Source organism: Pseudomonas sp. GW821-FHT09D08 (assembly GCF_059416305.1).
Window position 1 is genome coordinate 24,776 of record NZ_JBWKOX010000014.1, and the last position, 18,262, is coordinate 43,037.

The window sequence follows — 18,262 nt, forward strand, 5'->3', positions numbered from 1 at the left end:
GGCGCAGCTAACTGATTCTTTTGGAGAGGCGTTGCATTTGGGGCTTGCCCCGCAACCAGGCCGAGAACAACAAAAACTGCCCTAAGGCAGAGCCTGAACTGGTTGGATCGTAGATCAGCAACACAGCGACCAAAGCAATCCGTTTGCTCTTGACTCCCGATTGGGAGTGTCATGAAGGTGAAGCTTCATGGCGAGGGCGATCAACAAAAACAAGAAGCCCGAAATCAATAATAAAAATAGAGCACGCAACTACTTCTGGGGGAGCTTCGGCTCCCCTTGTAGTTTCCGGAATTTGACGATTTAAGGCTTATGGCGCAACGCCGAAGCTTGTTCCTACACCATCCCCTGACTAAATGCTAGAATCCCCGCCCATCATGCGGTCATTCTTCGTTATGGCCGAACATTCCTTCAAACAGTGCATCCCATGCTGAAGAAGTTGTTCCAGTCATTCCGTTCTCCCTTGCGTCGTACGCAACACAAACGCAGCACGCCTGAAGTGCTCAACAGCAGCCAGCATTCGTTGCAGCGCGCTCAATTCAGCCGTTATGCGGTGAATATCGTCGAACGGTTGCAGAACGCCGGTTACCAGGCCTACCTGGTGGGCGGTTGCGTACGCGACATGCTGCTCAATATTACGCCCAAGGATTTCGACGTCGCCACCAGTGCCACGCCTGAGCAAGTGCGTGCCGAGTTTCGCAATGCGCGAATCATCGGTCGCCGCTTCAAGCTGGTGCATATCCACTTTGGTCGCGAAATCATCGAGGTCGCGACCTTCCGTGCCGGCCACCCGCAAAACGATGAAGAGGAAGACACCAATCAGTCCTCCCGCAACGAGAGCGGGCGCATCCTGCGCGACAACGTCTACGGCACCCTGGAAGAAGACGCGCAGCGCCGCGACTTCACCATCAATGCCCTCTATTACGATCCGGTCAGCGAACGCATCCTCGATTACGCCAATGGCGTACACGACATTCGCAATAACCTGATCCGCCTGATCGGCGACCCGACGCAGCGCTATCAGGAAGACCCGGTGCGCATGCTGCGGGCCGTACGCTTCGCCGCCAAGCTCAACTTCGGTATCGAGAAACACACCGCCGCACCGATACGCGAGCTGGCACCGATGCTGCGGGAAATCCCGTCCGCGCGTCTGTTCGAAGAAGTGCTCAAGCTGTTCCTCTCGGGCTACGCCGCCGACACCTTCGAAATGCTGGTAGACCTGCAGTTGTTCGACCCACTGTTCCCGGCCAGCGCCGAAGCACTGGAGTACAACCCGACTTATACCCACACGCTGATCAGCGAAGCCTTGATCAATACCGACCTGCGCATCAAGCAGAACAAACCGGTCACGCCGGCGTTCCTGTTTGCCGCCCTGTTGTGGCCGGCCCTGCCCAAGCGCGTACTGCGTCTGCAGGAGCGTGGCATGCCGCCGATCCCGGCCATGCAGGAAGCCGCTCACGAGCTGATCGCCGAACAGTGCCAGCGCATTGCTATCCCGAAACGTTTCACGATGCCGATCCGCGAGATCTGGGACATGCAGGAACGCCTGCCGCGCCGCAGCGGCAAGCGAGCCGACCTGCTGCTGGACAACCCGCGCTTCCGTGCCGGCTACGACTTCCTGCTGCTGCGCGAAAGCGCCGGTGAGCAGACCGACGGCCTGGGCGAATGGTGGACCGACTATCAGGATGCCAATGACAGCCAACGCCGCGATATGATTCGCGACCTCGGCAGCAAGGGTGATGGCGAAGGCGCAGGGCCGAAGAAGCGTCGTCGCAGCGGCACCAAGCGCAAACGCAGTGCTGCCGATGCCTCGGGCGCTGCGGGCGAATAAACGTGGAACGCATCTACATCGGCATGGGCAGCAACCTGGCTGCCCCGGATCAACAATTGCGCAGCGCTGTCGAGGCGTTGGCACAATTGCCAGACACTTGCGTCGCCGGCGTTTCCGCCTTTTACCAAAGTGATTCGCTGCTACCGGGCCAACCGCGCTACACCAACGCGGTTGCCGCCCTAGACAGCCGCCTTGCGCCACTTGACCTGCTGGATGCGCTGCAAGCCATCGAAAACGATCAGGGCCGCGAGCGCCTGGAGCGTTGGGGCCCTCGCACCCTTGACCTGGACATTCTGCTGTTTGGCGATCGCCTGATCGACGAACCGCGCCTGAAGGTGCCCCATTACCAGATGCACCTGCGTGCGTTTGTGTTGTACCCATTGGCCGAAGTGGCGCCTGCCGCATTGCAATTGCCGGATGGAAAGCGCCTCAGTGCCCTGCTTGAAGCCTGCCCGTTTGTCGGCCTGGAACGGCTCCCCGTTGCTGAATCGCGTCAGTAACAGCGGTAACACCGCCATCGTAACAATGCGGTAACACATCCAATTGACTTCCCGTGTCCTCCTCACGACTATAGGCGTCCCGCTGCCGCCAACCCGGCGCTGAAGGGCGCAATCCAGGCCTTATAAGCACTGCTCTCAAGACGGTGCGCCTGAATAACGAAGACTCACGCGCGTAACTCGCTGTTTCCAAGCGCCTGAACGAGGACCCTTTTCATGCCAGACATTACCCTGACCACCTTGCAGAGCCTCAAGCTCAAAGGTGAAAAAATCACCATGCTGACCTGCTATGACGCCACCTTCGCCCACGCCTGCTGCCAGGCCGGGGTTGAAGTGTTACTGGTAGGCGACTCCCTGGGCATGGTCCTTCAAGGGAATGACAGCACCCTGCCCGTCACCACCGATGAACTGGCCTACCACACCGCCAGCGTCAAGCGCGGCAACGACGGCGCATTCATCATCGCCGACCTGCCGTTCATGGACTACGCCACCGTCGAACAGACCTTCCTGAACGCCGGCAAACTGATGCGTGCCGGTGCACACATGATCAAGGTGGAGGGCGCCGTGTGGCTCGCCGAGTCGATTCGCCTGCTGGCTGAGCGCGGCGTGCCGGTCTGTGCACATATGGGCCTGACGCCACAGTCCGTGAACATCCTCGGCGGCTACAAGGTCCAAGGCCGCAACGAAGCCCAGGCGCGCCAGATGCGTGCCGATGCCATCGCCCTGGAGCAGGCGGGCGTTGCGATGATCCTGCTCGAATGCGTGCCCAGCGAACTCGCAGCAGAAATCACCCAGGCCGTTAAAGTGCCGGTGATCGGTATTGGCGCGGGCTCGGCCACCGACGGCCAGGTGCTGGTGCTGCACGACATGCTCGGCCTGTCGATTACCGGCCGCGTGCCGAAGTTCGTGAAGAACTTCATGACCGGCCAGGACAGCATCCACGCGGCATTGAGTGCTTACGTCGCCGAAGTCAAAGGCGTGACCTTCCCAGGCGCCGAACACGGATTCTCTGCATGAACACCGTAAAAACCGTACGTGAACTCAGAGCCGCCGTCGCCCACGCCCGCAAGGCCGGCAAACGCATCGGCTTCGTGCCCACCATGGGTAACCTGCACAGCGGCCATGCCAGCCTGGTCAGCAAGGCTGTGCAGCAGGCGGACTTTGTCGTGGCGAGTATTTTCGTCAACCCGCTGCAATTTGGCGCCGGCGAAGACCTGGACAAGTACCCTCGCACCCTGGCCGCCGATCAGGAAAAGCTCCTACAGGCAGGCTGCAACCTGCTGTTCGCGCCGACCGTCGAGGAGATGTACCCCGGCGGCATGACCGGCCAGACCCGCGTCAGCGTCCCGCAATTGTCCGAAGGCTTGTGCGGCGCCAGCCGTCCCGGGCATTTCGAAGGCGTGGCGACCGTGGTCAGCAAATTGTTCAACATGGTCCAGCCGGACATGGCTGTATTTGGCCAGAAGGACTACCAGCAACTGGCCGTGATTCGTGCCATGGTCCATGACCTGAACATGCCGATCCAGATTATCGGCGAGCCCACCGTACGCGCCGATGATGGCCTGGCGCTGTCCTCGCGCAACGGTTTTCTCAGCGAAGAACAACGTGCGATCGCGCCGGTGCTGTACCGCAGCCTCAGCCAGATTGCCGCAGCCATCAAAAGCGGTGATCACGACTTCGCCAGGCTGCGCGCCGAACAGGTGCAGCAGATCGAGGCTGCCGGGTTGCGCCTGGATTACCTCGAAGTGCGCCAGGGCGTGCACCTGCGGGCCGCTACGGCGGAGGATCGGGATATTGTGATTCTGGTGGCGGCCTTTCTAGGCACGACCCGCCTGATCGACAACCTGCATCTGACCCTCGACTGACACCTCTGAACACCCCGCCGATTGCCCTGATCGCTGTGCCGGTATAAAAAAGTACCGGCCACAGCGCAGACAAAGCCAAGACATATCGACACGCTAGGTTTAATGTAATCGCCCTGCGCTATGGTTAGCGCTGTCTGGAACCCAATCCTTGAGATAAGACTGGATGTTCCGGGCTTTGAAGTGTCCTAAAGGCAGTCCCCGTAATAAAAGGAAACCCGCAGCGATGGCGTACTACCGCACCCCTCATGACGTTACCGCTCTGCCCGCCTGGCAAGCGCTCAATCAACATCGCCAAGCCATGCAGGATTTCAGCATGCGCGAAGCGTTCAATGCCGATCCCCAGCGCTTTTCCCAGTTCACCTTGAGCAGCTGCGGACTTTTCCTCGATTACTCGAAAAACCTGATCACCGGCGAAACCCGCGACCTGCTGGTGGGCCTTGCCAACGAAGTGGGCCTTAAAGACGCAATCAACTCGCTGTATGCGGGCGAGCCGGTCAACTCCTCCGAAGGCCGCCCTGCCCTGCACACCGCCCTGCGCCGCCCGGTGGGCGACAAGCTGTCGGTCAACGGCGTGAACATCATGCCGGACGTGCATAAGGTGCTGAACCAGATCACCGACCTGGTCGGCCGCATCCACGACGGCCTGTGGCGTGGCTACACCGAGAAGCCGATCACCGACGTGGTGAACATCGGCATCGGCGGCTCGTTCCTCGGCCCGGAGCTGGTCTCTGAAGCGCTGTTGTCCTACGCCCACAAAGGCGTGCGCTGCCACTACCTGGCGAACATCGATGGCAGCGAATTCCATGAGCTGACCATGAAGCTGCGCGCCGAGACCACGCTGTTTATCGTCTCGTCGAAATCCTTCAACACCCTGGAAACCCTGAAAAACGCCCAGGCCGCCCGCGCCTGGTACCTGGCCCAGGGTGGCTCGGAAGCCGAGCTGTACCGCCACTTTATCGCCGTGTCGAGCAACAACGCGGCTGCCGTGGCCTTCGGTATCCGCGAAGAAAACATCTTCCCGATGTGGGACTGGGTGGGCGGCCGTTATTCGTTGTGGTCGGCCATCGGCCTGCCAATCGCCCTGGCCATCGGCATGTCCAACTTCAAGGAACTGCTGTCCGGTGCCTACACCATGGACCAGCATTTCCAGAACGCACCGTTCGAACAGAACATGCCGGTGCTGCTGGGCCTGCTGGGCGTGTGGTACGGCAACTTCTGGGGTGCGCAGAGCCATGCGATCCTGCCATACGACCACTACCTGCGTAACATCACCAAGCACTTGCAGCAGCTGGACATGGAATCCAACGGCAAGAGCGTGCGCCAGGACGGCAAACCAGTGTCCACCGACACAGGCCCGGTGATCTGGGGCGGCGTCGGCTGCAACGGCCAACATGCTTATCACCAGTTGCTGCACCAGGGCACCCAACTGATCCCGGCCGACTTCATCGTGCCGATCGTCAGCTTCAACCCGGTGTCCGACCACCATCAGTGGTTGTACGCCAACTGCCTGTCCCAAAGCCAGGCACTGATGCTCGGCAAGACCCGCAGCGAAGCCGAAGCCGAGCTGCGCGACAAGGGCATCCCGGAAGACGACGTGCAGAAGCTGGCACCGCACAAGGTGATCCCGGGCAACCGTCCGAGCAACACCCTGGTGGTTGAACGCATCAGCCCGCGTCGCCTGGGCGCCCTGGTTGCGATGTATGAACATAAAGTGTTCGTGCAAAGCGTGATCTGGGGCATCAACGCCTTCGACCAATGGGGCGTGGAGCTGGGCAAGGAGCTGGGCAAGGGCGTATACAATCGCCTCACCGGCGCCGAAGAAACCTTGGCCGAAGACGCGTCGACCCAGGGCCTGATCAACTACTTCCGCGGCCGTCACCGCGGCTGATACAGGCACCGCAAGGCCAACGTCCGTTTGGACGTTGGCCTTGAACCCTCTCCATACAGGGTGCATCTTTATGACTTGTCGCAAAAACAAGAATAAGGATCGCTCATGTTCGATATCAGCACGTTTCCCATCGCCGATGCCGTCCGCCGGGCTGCGCAACTCAGTCAAGAGGACTACCAGCGCCTCTATCGACAATCCATCGAACAGCCGGACACGTTCTGGGCCGAACAGGCCAAGGGCTTTCTCGACTGGATAACACCGTGGCACACCGTCCAGCAGTCAGACATCCAGACCGGTGCCGCCCAATGGTTTGCCGGTGGCCAGTTGAACGTCAGCTACAACTGCATCGACCGTCACCTGGCGCAACGCGCCGATCAGCCGGCCTTCATCTGGGAAGGTGACGATCCCACAAAATCCTCAAAAATCACTTACCGCCAACTGCACCAAAACGTCTGCCGCCTGGCCAATGTGCTGAAAAGCCGTGGCGTAAAAAAAGGCGACCGGGTGTGTATCTACATGCCGATGATCCCGGAAGCGGCCTACGCCATGCTGGCCTGCACGCGGATTGGCGCGGTGCACTCGGTGGTATTTGGCGGGTTCTCACCGGACGCCCTGCGTGACCGCATTCTGGACGCCGACTGCCGCACCGTGATCACAGCCGATGAAGGCGTGCGCGGTGGTAAGCCGGTGGCGTTGAAACAGAATGTCGACAAAGCCCTGGCCAGTTGCCCCGACGTCAGCACGGTGCTGGTGGTACAACGCACCGGCGCCCCGGTGAACTGGAGCGAAGGCCGCGACCTCAAGTATCAACAGGCCTTGGATGCAGCGAGCGACGATTGCCCTCCTGAACCGATGGACGCCGAAGACCCGCTGTTTATCCTCTACACCTCCGGCAGCACCGGCAAACCCAAGGGCGTGCTGCACACCACGGGCGGCTACCTGCTCCAGGCGGCAATGACCTTCAAGTACGTACTCGATTACCGCGACGGTGAGGTGTTCTGGTGCACTGCCGATGTGGGTTGGGTCACCGGCCATAGTTACATCGTGTACGGGCCGCTGGCCAATGGCGCGACCTCGCTGATGTTCGAAGGTGTGCCGAGCTACCCGGACAGTTCGCGCTTCTGGCAGGTCATTGATAAACACCAGGTGAATATCTTCTACACCGCTCCCACCGCCTTGCGCGCGTTGATGCGCGAGGGTCACGCCCCGCTGGAGACGACCTCCCGCGCCAGCCTGCGCCTGCTCGGCAGCGTGGGCGAACCGATCAACCCGGAAGCCTGGGACTGGTACTTCAACGCAGTGGGCGAACAGCGTTGCCCCATTGTCGATACCTGGTGGCAGACCGAGACCGGCGGCATCATGCTCAGCCCGCTGGTCAGCGCCCAGCGGATCAAACCAGGTTGTGCCACCCAGCCGATGTTTGGCGTGCAGCCCGTGCTGCTGGATGAACAAGGCAAGGTCATCAGCGGAGCCGGCAGCGGCGTACTGGCGATCAAGGCCAGCTGGCCGGGGCAGATTCGCAGCGTCTACGGCGACCCGCAGCGCATGGTCGACACCTATTTCAAACCCTACCCCGGTTACTATTTCACCGGTGACGGCGCGCGCCGCGATGAGGACGGCGACTACTGGATCACCGGGCGTATCGACGATGTGATCAACGTGTCCGGCCACCGTATCGGCACCGCCGAGGTAGAAAGTGCGCTGGTGCTGCATGACCAGGTGGCCGAGGCTGCCGTGGTGGGCTACCCCCACGACGTCAAGGGCCAGGGCATCTACGCCTTCGTCACCCCCATGAATGGCGTCGAACCCAGCGAGGCGCTGAAAAAACACCTGCTGGAACTGGTCAGCAAGGAAATCGGCAGCTTTGCCAAGCCGGAACTGATCCAATGGGCACCGGCCTTGCCGAAAACCCGATCCGGCAAGATCATGCGCCGGATTTTGCGCAAGATCGCCTGCAACGAACTGGACAGCCTGGGTGATACCTCGACCCTGGCCGACCCCAGCGTCGTCGACGGCCTGATCGACAAACGCCTGAACCGCTAGGAAACCCGAGTCGCCATGGAATTTATCCGCAGCCGTATCGAAACCCAGTTGATGAGCCTCACCGGCTTGTCACTGGGCCAACTGGACCTGGAAAACCCCAAGGGCGATCCGGGCCTGTTCGGGCCGGACTCGGTCAGCTGGCAAGTCCATGGTGACTTCAGCAGCATGCTCATCGGCGGTATCAGCGCCTTGATGCTGCAAGCCTTGCACCCATTGGCCCTGGCCGGCGTGTGGGACCATTCGAACTTTCGCCAGGACATGCTCGGGCGCCTGCGCCGTACCTCGCAGTTTATTTCCGGTACCACGTTCGGCGCGCGCAAAGACGCCGACTGGCTGATCGAAAAAGTGCGCACCATTCACCTGCAGGTGGTGGGCCATGCCCCGGACGGGAGGCCTTACGCAGCCAGCGATCCAGCGTTGCTGACCTGGGTGCATGTGGCGGAGGTGAGCAACTTTCTTGCTGCCCACTTGCGCTATCGCAACCCGTACCTCTCCGGCCGTGATCAAGACCGTTACTACAGCGAGATCGCCGTCGTCGCAGAACGGCTCGGCGCGCAGGATGTGCCGCATTCACGCCAGGAAATTTCCGATTACCTTGAGTGCATCCGCCCGCAATTGCTGTGCGACGAGCGCAGCCGCGAAGTGCTGCGCCTGTTGCTGAACGCGCCCTCCCCCAGCCTGTTGGCCAAGCCTTTTGGTGCCTTGATGATGCAAGCCGGGATCGACCTGCTGCCGGACTGGGCCAGCACCCTGCTCGATCAGCACCAGAGCCCCCTGCAACGCCAGATGATCCGCGCCGGGGTCAAGCGCAGCGCGCCGTTGTTGCGCTGGGCGATGCGCAATGGTTCGGTGCAGCGTGCACACCGGCGGATGGGGTTGATGTAGGCAACGCGCCATAGCTGCTAAACTCCGCGCCCTCATTGCCCCCATTTACCTAAGCAAGGCGCGCTCCATGTCTCCCTTGAATCAGGCGCTGCGCGCCGCCCTCGATCATCGCCAGGATCTGATCAGCGAACTGCACGCCCAGGGCACCGACTGCTATCGGCTGTTCCATGGCAGCCAGGAAGGCGCCGGCGGCCTGACCATCGACCGCTATGGCCCGCAGTTACTGGTGCAAAGCTTCCATCAGTCGCTGGAAACCGCTGACCTGCTGGAGCTGCACCAACTGATCAACCAGTACATGGGCCTGGAGTTGCTGCTGGTCTACAACGACCGCTCCCGCGGCAACTCGCGGGTCGATCGCGAAGATTCGGTATACCGCGCCGAACCTGCCGCGCTGGAAGACCTGGTGGGTCACGAATGGGGCCTCAATTACCGTGTCCGTGGGCGCCATGCCGGCCAGGACCCACTGCTGTTCCTCGACCTGCGCAATACCCGTGGCTGGGTCAAGGACCACTGCGCCGGCAAAAGCGTATTGAACCTGTTTGCCTACACCTGTGGGGTGGGCCTGAGCGCCGCTGCCGGTGGTGCGCGCGAAGTATGCAACCTGGACTTCGCCGAGGGCAACCTGGCGGTGGGGCGTGAAAACGGCCAGCTCAATCCACAGCTTCCCACCATGGAGTTCGTGCAATCGGACTACTTCCCGGCGATTCGCCAACTGGCCGGACTGCCGATCACCCAGCGTCGCGGGCAGAAACTGCCGAGCTATCCGCGCCTGCAGCAGCGTCAATATGACCTGGTGTTGCTCGACCCGCCGGCCTGGGCCAAGAGTGCCTTCGGTACCGTTGACCTGTTGCGTGACTACCAGAGCCTGCTCAAGCCGGCACTGCTCGCTACCGCCGACAATGGCGTGCTGATCTGCTGTAACAACCTGGCAAAAGTCAGCATGGAAGACTGGCGTGACCAGGTTTTGCGCTGCGCCGAAAAAGCCGGGCGTCCGGTACGCGACTGGCAAATCATGACGCCTGGCGCGGACTTCCCTTCACAGGATCAACAGCCACCGTTGAAGACCCTGATCCTGCAGTTGTAGTACTTTTCCCATGTTCCTCGGTGCTTCGGAACCGAAATCCCGTGCCATACTCCAAGGCACTCCTGTTTGACATAGATGGCGCCGCCCCATGCCCAAAGGATTGATTCGCGCCACTGGCGCCTTGTTGACTGCCCTCGCGTTGTACAGCTTGCTGGGCTTTCTGATTTTGCCTGGCATCGCCCTTCGTATTGCCAACCAACAGTTAGCCAATTACGCCACGGTGCCGACACGCATCGAGCGGATCGAACTTAACCCGTTCAGCCTGGAAGTCACGGTATGGGGTTTGAAAATCGGTGAACCCGGTAAGGAACAGGTAGGTTTCGAACGGCTTTACGCCAACCTTCAGGCCGATAGCCTGTGGACCCGCGCCCTGCACCTGGCGGATGTGCAACTGGACAAGCCTAGGACCGAGTTGTTGTTCGACAAGTCAGGCCAGCTGAATCTGGCGCAGTTGTTCAAGCTGCCACCGAGCGAGCCGACCCCGGCAGACCCTGACGCCAAGCCGTTCCCGCTGCGTGTCGACAGCATCAAGCTGGCTGGCGGTTATTTGCATTTCCAAGACCTGCGCCCCAGCGAACCCATCGAATTCCTCTACGACACCCTCGACTTCGAACTGAAGAATCTCAGCACCCTGCCGGAAGACAATGCGGACATGACCTTGGTCGCCGCCGGCCCTGAAGGCGGACAGATCGACTGGAAAGGCAACTTCAGCCTGGTGCCGATCACGTCCGAAGGTACGCTCAAAGTCACCGGCGGCAAGATGAAAGCCTGGTGGCCTTATGTGCGTGACGCCTTACCTCTGGTACTTGAAGACGGCGTGCTCAACTTCAGTACCGAATACAGGTTCAGTCTGGCCAAAGAGACCGAGCTGAACCTGACCAACACCGCCGCCAGCATCGCACCGTTCGCGATCAAGGCCCCGGATGGCCGGCCGTTGGTGCGCCTGGAGCGTTTGGACGTCAGTGAGACCACGGTGGACCTGGCCAAACAGCAGGTGGTGGTGGGCAAGATCCGCAGCAATAAACTCGAGACCTGGGCGGCTCGTGAAGCGGATGGGCAACTGGACTGGCAAAAACTGTTCGCCGGTCAGCCGAACAAACCGGCCAAGGCGCCGGAGCCTGCGACTGCACCCGCCACGGCCGACTCGCCAAAGCCTGCGCCCGTCGCCCCAAGCAAGCCCTGGCAAGTGCTGCTCAAGGATGTACAGCTGCGCAACTACCAAGTGCACTTGGCCGACCGCCAGGCCAAACCTGCAGTGGCGCTGGAGCTCGGCCCGTTGAACGTCGACGTGCAGAACTTCGACAGCCTCAACCAGAGCCCTTTTACCCTGAAGGTCGACACCGGCCTGGGCAAGCAGGGCAAGATCCAGGCAACCGGCACGGTTAACCTCAACCCGGTCAGCGCCAAGTTGAAGGTCAATACCAAGGACATCGACCTGCGGGTCGCCCAGTCCTATATCAGCCCGTTTATCCGTCTGGAGCTGCGTAGCGGCATGCTTGGCAGCGACCTCGACGTGAACCTGAAAAGCACCGATCCCCTGGCGCTGCAGATCACCGGCCGCGCGCAGGTCGACCAGTTGCATACTCTCGACACCCTCAAGACCCGCGACTTCCTCAAATGGCAGCGCCTGGTGCTCGAAGGCGTGAACTATCAACACGGCGACAGCCTGTCGATCGACAAGGTCAACCTGCTGCAGCCCTATGCGCGGTTCATGATCAACGATGACCGCACCACCAACGTCGACGACTTGCTGATACCGCAGCCGGCCGACAGTGGCGCCAAATCGTCAGCCAAACCTGCCGCGAGCAAAGAAAAACCCCTGGGCATTCATATCGGGCAGATTGCGATCAACGACGGTTCGGCCAACTTCGCCGACTTCAGCCTCACCCCCAACTTCGCCACTGCGATCCAACAGCTCAATGGACAGATCGGCACCATTGACAGTCGCCAGGCCAAGCCGGCGAGTGTTGACATCAAGGGCAAGGTGGACCGTTATGCACCGGTCACCATCAAAGGCAGCGTGAACCCGTTTGACCCGATGGCCGCGCTGGACATCGCCACCAGCTTCAAACGTGTCGAGCTGACCACCCTGACGCCTTACTCGGGCAAATTCGCCGGTTTCCGCATCCGCAAGGGCCGCCTCAACCTGGACCTGCACTACGTGATCACCAAGGGCCAGTTGAAGGCAGAGAACAAAGTGGTGGTCGAGCAATTGCAACTGGGCGAAAAAGTCGACAGCGTCGATGCCGTGGACCTGCCGATTCGTCTGGCAATCGCCTTGCTTAAGGACAGCGACGGCAAGATCTCCATCGAACTGCCCGTATCCGGTGACCTGAATAACCCGCAATTCAGCGTGATGCCCATTGTGTGGCAAACCCTGCGCAATCTGGTGGTGCGAGCGGCCACTGCGCCGTTCAAGTTTATTGGCGGATTGGTCACCGGAGGCGGAGCGGAGGACTTGGGTAGCGTGTCGTTCGCGGCAGGCTCCAGCGAGTTGAACAAAGACGCCGAAGGCGCTCTCAACACCTTGGCCAAAGCCTTGAAAGAACGCCCTGCCCTACGCCTGGAAATCGAAGGCACGGCCGCAGCCAGCAGCGACGGCCCATTCCTGGCGGCCCAGCGGCTGGAGCGGGAATACCAATACAACTACTACAAAATGCTGCAGCGCCGTGGCGAGAAAGTCCCGGCCCAGGCGTCCTTGCTGGAAGTCCCTGAGAGCGAAAAAGCCCCCTTGCTCGAAGGTATTTACCGCACCCGCTTGAAACAGCAGCCTCCGGCTGAATGGAAGGACCTGAGCAGCAGTGACCGCACCGCCAGGTTGAAAGAGGGCGTGATCAAGTTCTGGAGTGGCAGTGACGTGCTCCTGCGCCAGTTGGGCCAGGACCGTGCAAGCACGATCAAGGACTACCTGGTGGATAAAGCCCAGCTGGAGGACGACCGGGTCTACTTCATTGACGCGCAACTGGGCCAGGCAGAGAAAGACGGTCGAGTGATAACGCCGATGCACCTGGACGCCGAGTAGGCGTCCAAGGCAAGCCGCTGGCGCATTACTTTCCCGCCCCAATAGAACAGGCCCCGACACAGAAGTGCCGGGGCCTGTAATGACCACATCCGTGTGGTCGGTCGCATGAAACTTAGAGGTGCATTGAGTGGATATCTAACTCACGCGCCGCCGCCGCTAGTTCAGACGAATTCTTGAGCGTTACTCTGCTTTCAGGCCATCGGCCGATACAGCTTTAACGCCTTTGATTTTCTTGGTGATGTTCACCGCGGTCGTTTTTTGTGCCTCGGTCACAGCGACCGAAGAGGACAGGGAAACTACACCCTTGTTGGTTTCGACTTTGATGTCGGTGCCAGGAATGCCTTTCTCGGTGACCAGGTCAGCTTTGACTTTGGTGGTGATCCAGGTGTCGGAGGTTGCGCCTTTGGCGTCAGCTGCTGCACCTTTGGTTTTGTCGATGTTGTCTGCCTTGGTAGCGCCGCCAGCCAACAGGCCGTCAGCAGAAACTGCGGTTACACCTTTGATTTTTTTAGTGATCGCTACGGCAGTTTCTTTCTGCGCGTCCGAAATGGCTACGGTCGAAGACAGGGAAACCACACCTTTGTTGGTCTCAACCTTGATGTCCGAACCAGGAATGCCTTTTTCGGTCAGCAGATCGGATTTAACTTTGGTGGTGATCCAAGTATCCGAAACGCTTTCTTTTGCCTTGGTGGCTTCACCGGCCGCCAGGGTCATTGGAGCTTGGGAAGTCTGGGCAAAGGCCACGTTAGCACCCATGGCCAGGGTCAGAGCGGTAGCAGTAGCGAGAGCGAACTTCTTCATACGAGTAACTCCTGTTTTATTAAAAGTCTGCAGTGTGTGAACCTTGATGCTGCAGCGTTAACAGGGTTATTGCAGGCAGTGTGCCAAGTCGCCATGGAAGATTAAATCGTTAAAAATCATATACTTATAAAAACACTCGAATTTCGGAATCGTGCAACTTGCATGAACGCCATCGTGCCTGCGTGCAAGTTGCGGCTTTTGCGATTTACTAAGCGTCTGATTTTTCGGCATTTTCCTTCAGGCGTAAAAAAAGGACTCCGAAGAGTCCTTTTTTTCAGCGTGAGCCTGGGGTAATTAAACGCCCGAAGCCTTGGCTGCTGCTACGTCCTTGATGGACAGCTTGATACGGCCGCGGTTGTCCACGTCCAGTACCAGCACTTCCACTTCCTGGCCTTCTTTCAGAATGTCGGTCACTTTCTCAACGCGAGCATCGCTCAGCATGGAGATGTGAACCAGACCATCTTTGCCTGGCAGGATGTTGACGAATGCGCCGAAGTCGACGATGCGCTCAACCTTACCGACGTAGATCTTGCCGATCTCGGCTTCAGCGGTGATGCCGAGGACGCGTTGACGCGCAGCTTCTGCAGCTTCCTTGGTTTCGCCGAAGATCTTGATCGAGCCGTCGTCTTCGATGTCGATCGAAGCCTTGGTCTCTTCACAGATCGCACGAATGGTCGCGCCGCCTTTACCGATAACATCACGGATTTTGTCGGTGTCGATTTTCATCGCGATCATGGTCGGAGCATTTTCCGACAGTTCGGTACGGGACTGACCAATGATCTGGTTCATCTGACCGAGGATGTTCAGGCGCGCTTCCAGGGCTTGGCCCAGGGCGATTTCCATGATTTCTTCGGTGATGCCCTTGATCTTGATGTCCATCTGCAGCGCGGTAACACCTTTGGCGGTACCGGCTACTTTGAAGTCCATATCGCCCAAGTGGTCTTCGTCACCCAGGATGTCGGTCAGGATGGCGAACTTCTCGCCTTCTTTAACCAGGCCCATGGCGATACCGGCAACCGGCGCCTTCATCGGCACACCCGCGTCCATCAGCGCCAGGGAAGCACCGCAGACCGAAGCCATGGAGCTGGAACCGTTGGACTCGGTGATTTCCGACACCACACGGATGGTGTACGGGAACACGTCAGCAGCAGGCAGCATGGCCTGGACCGAGCGACGGGCCAGACGGCCGTGACCGATTTCGCGACGACCAGCGCCACCCATGCGACCACACTCGCCCACCGAGAACGGCGGGAAGTTGTAGTGCAGCATGAACGGGTCTTTTTTCTCGCCTTCCAGGGTGTCCAGCAGCTGTGCGTCACGGGCAGTACCCAGGGTCGCAACGACCAGTGCCTGGGTTTCACCACGGGTGAACAGTGCCGAACCGTGAGTCTTCGGCAGAACGCCGACTTCGATGTTCAGCGGACGAACGGTGCGGGTGTCGCGGCCATCGATACGAGGCTTGCCGTTAACGATGTTTTCGCGAACGGTGCGGTATTCGATTTCACCGAAGGCTGCTTTGACTTCGCTGGAAGAAGGCTGGCCTTCTTCGCCGGACAGCTTGGCAACAACCTGGTCCTTCAGCTCACCCAGGCGAGCGTAACGGTCGGCCTTGACGGTGATGGTGTAGGCGTCGGAGATCGCAGTGCCGAACTCGGAGCGGATAGCGCCCAGCAGTTCGGTGGCTTCGGCTTGCGGAGCCCAGGCCCAGGTCGGCTTGGCAGCTTCGGCAGCCAGTTCTTTAACAGCGTTGATCACAACCTGGAACTCGTCGTGAGCAAACAGTACTGCACCCAGCATCTGGTCTTCGGTCAGCTCTTTGGCTTCCGATTCAACCATCAATACGGCTTCCGACGTACCGGCAACGACCATGTCCAGGCTCGATGCTTTCAGTTGCTCGTAAGTCGGGTTCAGCAGGTAACCGGTGCTTTCGTGGAAAGCAACGCGGGCTGCGCCGATCGGGCCATCGAAAGGAATACCGGAGATGGCCAGGGCTGCCGAAGTACCGATCATCGCAGCGACGTCAGGATCGGTTTTCTTGCTGGTGGAAACGACGGTGCAGACAACCTGCACTTCGTTCATGAAGCCTTCTGGGAACAGCGGACGGATCGGACGGTCGATCAGTCGGGAAGTCAGGGTTTCTTTCTCGGAAGGACGGCCTTCGCGCTTGAAGAAACCGCCAGGGATCTTACCGGCAGCGTAAGTCTTTTCCTGGTAGTGAACGGAAAGAGGGAAGAAGCCTTTGCTTGGGTCGGCGTGCTTGGCGCCAACAACGGTCACCAATACGGTAACGTCGTCGTCAACGGTAACCAGCACTGCGCCGGAGGCTTGACGGGCAATACGGCCTGTCTCGAGGGTAACGGTCGACTGACCGAACTGGAATTTTTTGATAACCGGGTTCACGGTGTCCTACCTTCTTTGTGGCTCTTGGGGAACTTGTCTTCTTGCGAAATTCTTGGGCAATGTCGGGAATCGGCCCAACCCTTGTCCAGGGGTAAAACGTGTATCCAGATAAAACTTGAGGCTGGGAGCCTACCATGGGCCAGCGGGAATCCCACTGACACACGGCAGACAACCAACCTCTAGCGCAATCGCTGATTAGCGACGCAGACCCAGGCGACCGATCAGAGCCTGATAACGACCCAGATCCTTGCCTTTCAGGTAGTCCAGCAGCTTACGGCGCTGGTTTACCATGCGGATCAGACCACGACGGGAGTGGTGATCTTTACCGTTGGCCTTGAAGTGACCTTGCAGCTTGTTGATGTTGTGGGTCAGCAGTGCAACTTGCACTTCTGGCGAACCAGTGTCACCAACAGCTTGCTGGTAGTCAGCTACGATTTGTGCTTTTTCTTGAACGTCGAGAGCCATGAGGCAATCCTTTTTTCAGGAAACCACCCAAAGGGCAGTTTCAACAGGCCAGGGACAAATCCCTGTATCTAAAAATGAGTGTTGACCGTGCCTGTTAACAGCCACACTCGTTCGGTCATTCTGACCGAATCAGTCGACGTGGCGCGATGCGCCCGTCTTCGCTCACTTCACCGATACCGATAAAGCGACCGTTATGATCCTGTACCCGCACCATGCCGAACTTCGGGGCATCCGGGGCACGTACCGGCTGGCCGTTAAGCCAGTAGAACGCGCTGTGTTCCGAAAAGTGCAGTAATGGCCAATCCAGCAAACCACTGTCCGACGGCATCAGGAAGCGATCAACCGCTTCGTTGCCACCTTCGGCGTGTACCGCCTCCAACTCTTCCAGCGTAACCGTCTGGGCCAGGCTGAAAGGTCCGGCCTGGGTACGTCGCAGCTCTGCAACGTAGGCGCCGCAACCAAGTTGCTCACCAATATCTTCCACCAGGGTACGGATATAAGTGCCTTTGCTGCAGTCCACGGCCAAGCGCGCGGTGTCACCTTCACAGGCGAGCAATTCCAAGCGCGCAATAGTAACAGAACGCGGTTCGCGCTCCACTACTTCGCCCGCACGTGCAAGCTTGTAAAGGGGCTGCCCATCACGCTTGAGCGCCGAGTACATCGGCGGTATCTGACTGATTTGCCCACGAAAAGCAGGTAAAGCAGCTTCGATATCAGCACGACCAACGGTCACGTCGCGAACCTGCAAAACATCACCTTCGGCGTCTGCCGTGGTGGTGGTCTTGCCCAGTTGCATCAGGGTTTCGTAACCCTTGTCGGAATCGAGCAGGTATTGCGAGAACTTGGTGGCCTCGCCAAAGCACAACGGCAGTACACCGGTGGCCAGGGGATCGAGGCTGCCGGTGTGTCCGGCCTTCTCGGCATTGAGCAACCAGCGGACCTTCTGCAACGCGGCATTGGAGGTAAAGCCAATCGGCTTGTCGAGCAGAATGATGCCGCTGACGTTGCGACGGATACGTTTGACCTGAGCCACCGCTTACTCCTTGGCGTCTTCAGGTGTGGATGGGTGCTGGCTGTCTTCAGCCACGGCGCGCTCAATCAGTGCCGACAGGTGCGCGCCACGCACGACGCTTTCGTCGTAGTGGAAGTGCAACTGGGGCACGCTGCGCAGCTTCATTTCACGGGCCAACTGCATGCGCAGGAAACCTGCGGCCGAGTTGAGCACCTTGATGCTTTGCGCGATTTCTTCGCTGTTGTCCTGTCCCATCACGGTGATGAAGATCTTCGCGTGACCCACGTCACGGCTCACTTCAACAGCGGTGATGGTGACCAGGCCAACGCGGGGGTCTTTGACTTCGCGACGGATCAGTTGGGCCAGCTCACGCTGCATCTGATCGCCGATACGCTGGGTACGGCTGTATTCTTTTGCCATGTCTTGTTACCTGTTACTGCCACACGGTGAAACCCATGGGGTCTGAAAGCGG

The 18,262-nt window shown here is 59.5% G+C and carries 14 protein-coding genes; 9 read left to right on the forward strand and 5 right to left on the reverse strand.

What is annotated here, in order from left to right:
* Nucleotides 1-424: 424 nt before the first annotated feature.
* The 9 genes from AC07OP_RS21380 (at nucleotide 425) to AC07OP_RS21420 (ending at nucleotide 13,112) form a co-directional block, all read left to right on the forward strand.
* A complete protein-coding gene (locus tag AC07OP_RS21380; protein WP_027605381.1) occupies nucleotides 425-1,828 on the forward strand; it encodes a polynucleotide adenylyltransferase PcnB in 1,404 nt (467 codons plus the stop codon).
* 2 nt (nucleotides 1,829-1,830) lie between these two features.
* Nucleotides 1,831-2,328, forward strand: coding sequence for a 2-amino-4-hydroxy-6-hydroxymethyldihydropteridine diphosphokinase (folK, locus tag AC07OP_RS21385; RefSeq protein WP_495102459.1), 498 nt, complete (start codon nucleotides 1,831-1,833; stop codon nucleotides 2,326-2,328).
* Nucleotides 2,329-2,541: 213 nt separating this feature from the next.
* Entirely contained in the window at nucleotides 2,542-3,342 is an 801-nt protein-coding gene (gene panB, locus AC07OP_RS21390; protein ID WP_065938273.1) for a 3-methyl-2-oxobutanoate hydroxymethyltransferase, read from the forward strand.
* Nucleotides 3,339-4,190, forward strand: a complete 852-nt coding sequence (gene panC, locus AC07OP_RS21395; protein WP_027605378.1) for a pantoate--beta-alanine ligase — start codon at nucleotides 3,339-3,341, stop codon at nucleotides 4,188-4,190. Before panB ends, panC begins: the two co-directional genes overlap by 4 nt.
* A 223-nt stretch (nucleotides 4,191-4,413) precedes the next feature.
* Nucleotides 4,414-6,078, forward strand: a complete 1,665-nt coding sequence (gene pgi, locus AC07OP_RS21400; RefSeq protein ID WP_027605377.1) for a glucose-6-phosphate isomerase — start codon at nucleotides 4,414-4,416, stop codon at nucleotides 6,076-6,078.
* Between the two features lie 105 nt (nucleotides 6,079-6,183).
* A complete protein-coding gene (gene acs / locus AC07OP_RS21405; RefSeq protein WP_495102458.1) occupies nucleotides 6,184-8,121 on the forward strand; it encodes an acetate--CoA ligase in 1,938 nt (645 codons plus the stop codon).
* Between the two features lie 15 nt (nucleotides 8,122-8,136).
* Entirely contained in the window at nucleotides 8,137-9,006 is an 870-nt protein-coding gene (locus tag AC07OP_RS21410) for an oxygenase MpaB family protein (protein WP_495102457.1), read from the forward strand.
* 67 nt (nucleotides 9,007-9,073) lie between these two features.
* Nucleotides 9,074-10,090, forward strand: coding sequence for a class I SAM-dependent rRNA methyltransferase (locus AC07OP_RS21415; protein ID WP_495102456.1), 1,017 nt, complete (start codon nucleotides 9,074-9,076; stop codon nucleotides 10,088-10,090).
* An 88-nt stretch (nucleotides 10,091-10,178) separates the two neighbouring features.
* Nucleotides 10,179-13,112 carry a DUF748 domain-containing protein gene (locus AC07OP_RS21420; protein WP_495102455.1) on the forward strand — a complete coding sequence of 978 codons (2,934 nt, stop codon included), beginning with the start codon at nucleotides 10,179-10,181 and terminating at the stop codon, nucleotides 13,110-13,112.
* Between the two features lie 180 nt (nucleotides 13,113-13,292).
* Here the strand turns inward: AC07OP_RS21420 and AC07OP_RS21425 are convergent, their stop codons facing one another.
* The 5 genes from AC07OP_RS21425 to rbfA form a co-directional block, all read right to left on the reverse strand.
* Nucleotides 13,293-13,913, reverse strand: coding sequence for a BON domain-containing protein (locus AC07OP_RS21425; RefSeq protein ID WP_027605372.1), 621 nt, complete (start codon nucleotides 13,911-13,913; stop codon nucleotides 13,293-13,295).
* Nucleotides 13,914-14,207: 294 nt separating this feature from the next.
* Nucleotides 14,208-16,313, reverse strand: coding sequence for a polyribonucleotide nucleotidyltransferase (gene pnp, locus AC07OP_RS21430; RefSeq protein ID WP_027605371.1), 2,106 nt, complete (start codon nucleotides 16,311-16,313; stop codon nucleotides 14,208-14,210).
* Between the two features lie 195 nt (nucleotides 16,314-16,508).
* Complete coding sequence (gene rpsO, locus AC07OP_RS21435) at nucleotides 16,509-16,778, reverse strand: 30S ribosomal protein S15 (protein ID WP_003176135.1); 270 nt, start codon at nucleotides 16,776-16,778, stop codon at nucleotides 16,509-16,511.
* 115 nt (nucleotides 16,779-16,893) lie between these two features.
* On the reverse strand, nucleotides 16,894-17,811 hold the full coding sequence (truB, locus tag AC07OP_RS21440) for a tRNA pseudouridine(55) synthase TruB (RefSeq protein ID WP_027605370.1): 918 nt from the start codon (nucleotides 17,809-17,811) through the stop codon (nucleotides 16,894-16,896).
* Between the two features lie 3 nt (nucleotides 17,812-17,814).
* Nucleotides 17,815-18,210: a 30S ribosome-binding factor RbfA gene (gene rbfA / locus AC07OP_RS21445; RefSeq protein WP_003176137.1), complete on the reverse strand. Its 396-nt coding sequence runs from the start codon at nucleotides 18,208-18,210 to the stop codon at nucleotides 17,815-17,817.
* Between the last annotated feature and the right edge of the window lie 52 nt (nucleotides 18,211-18,262).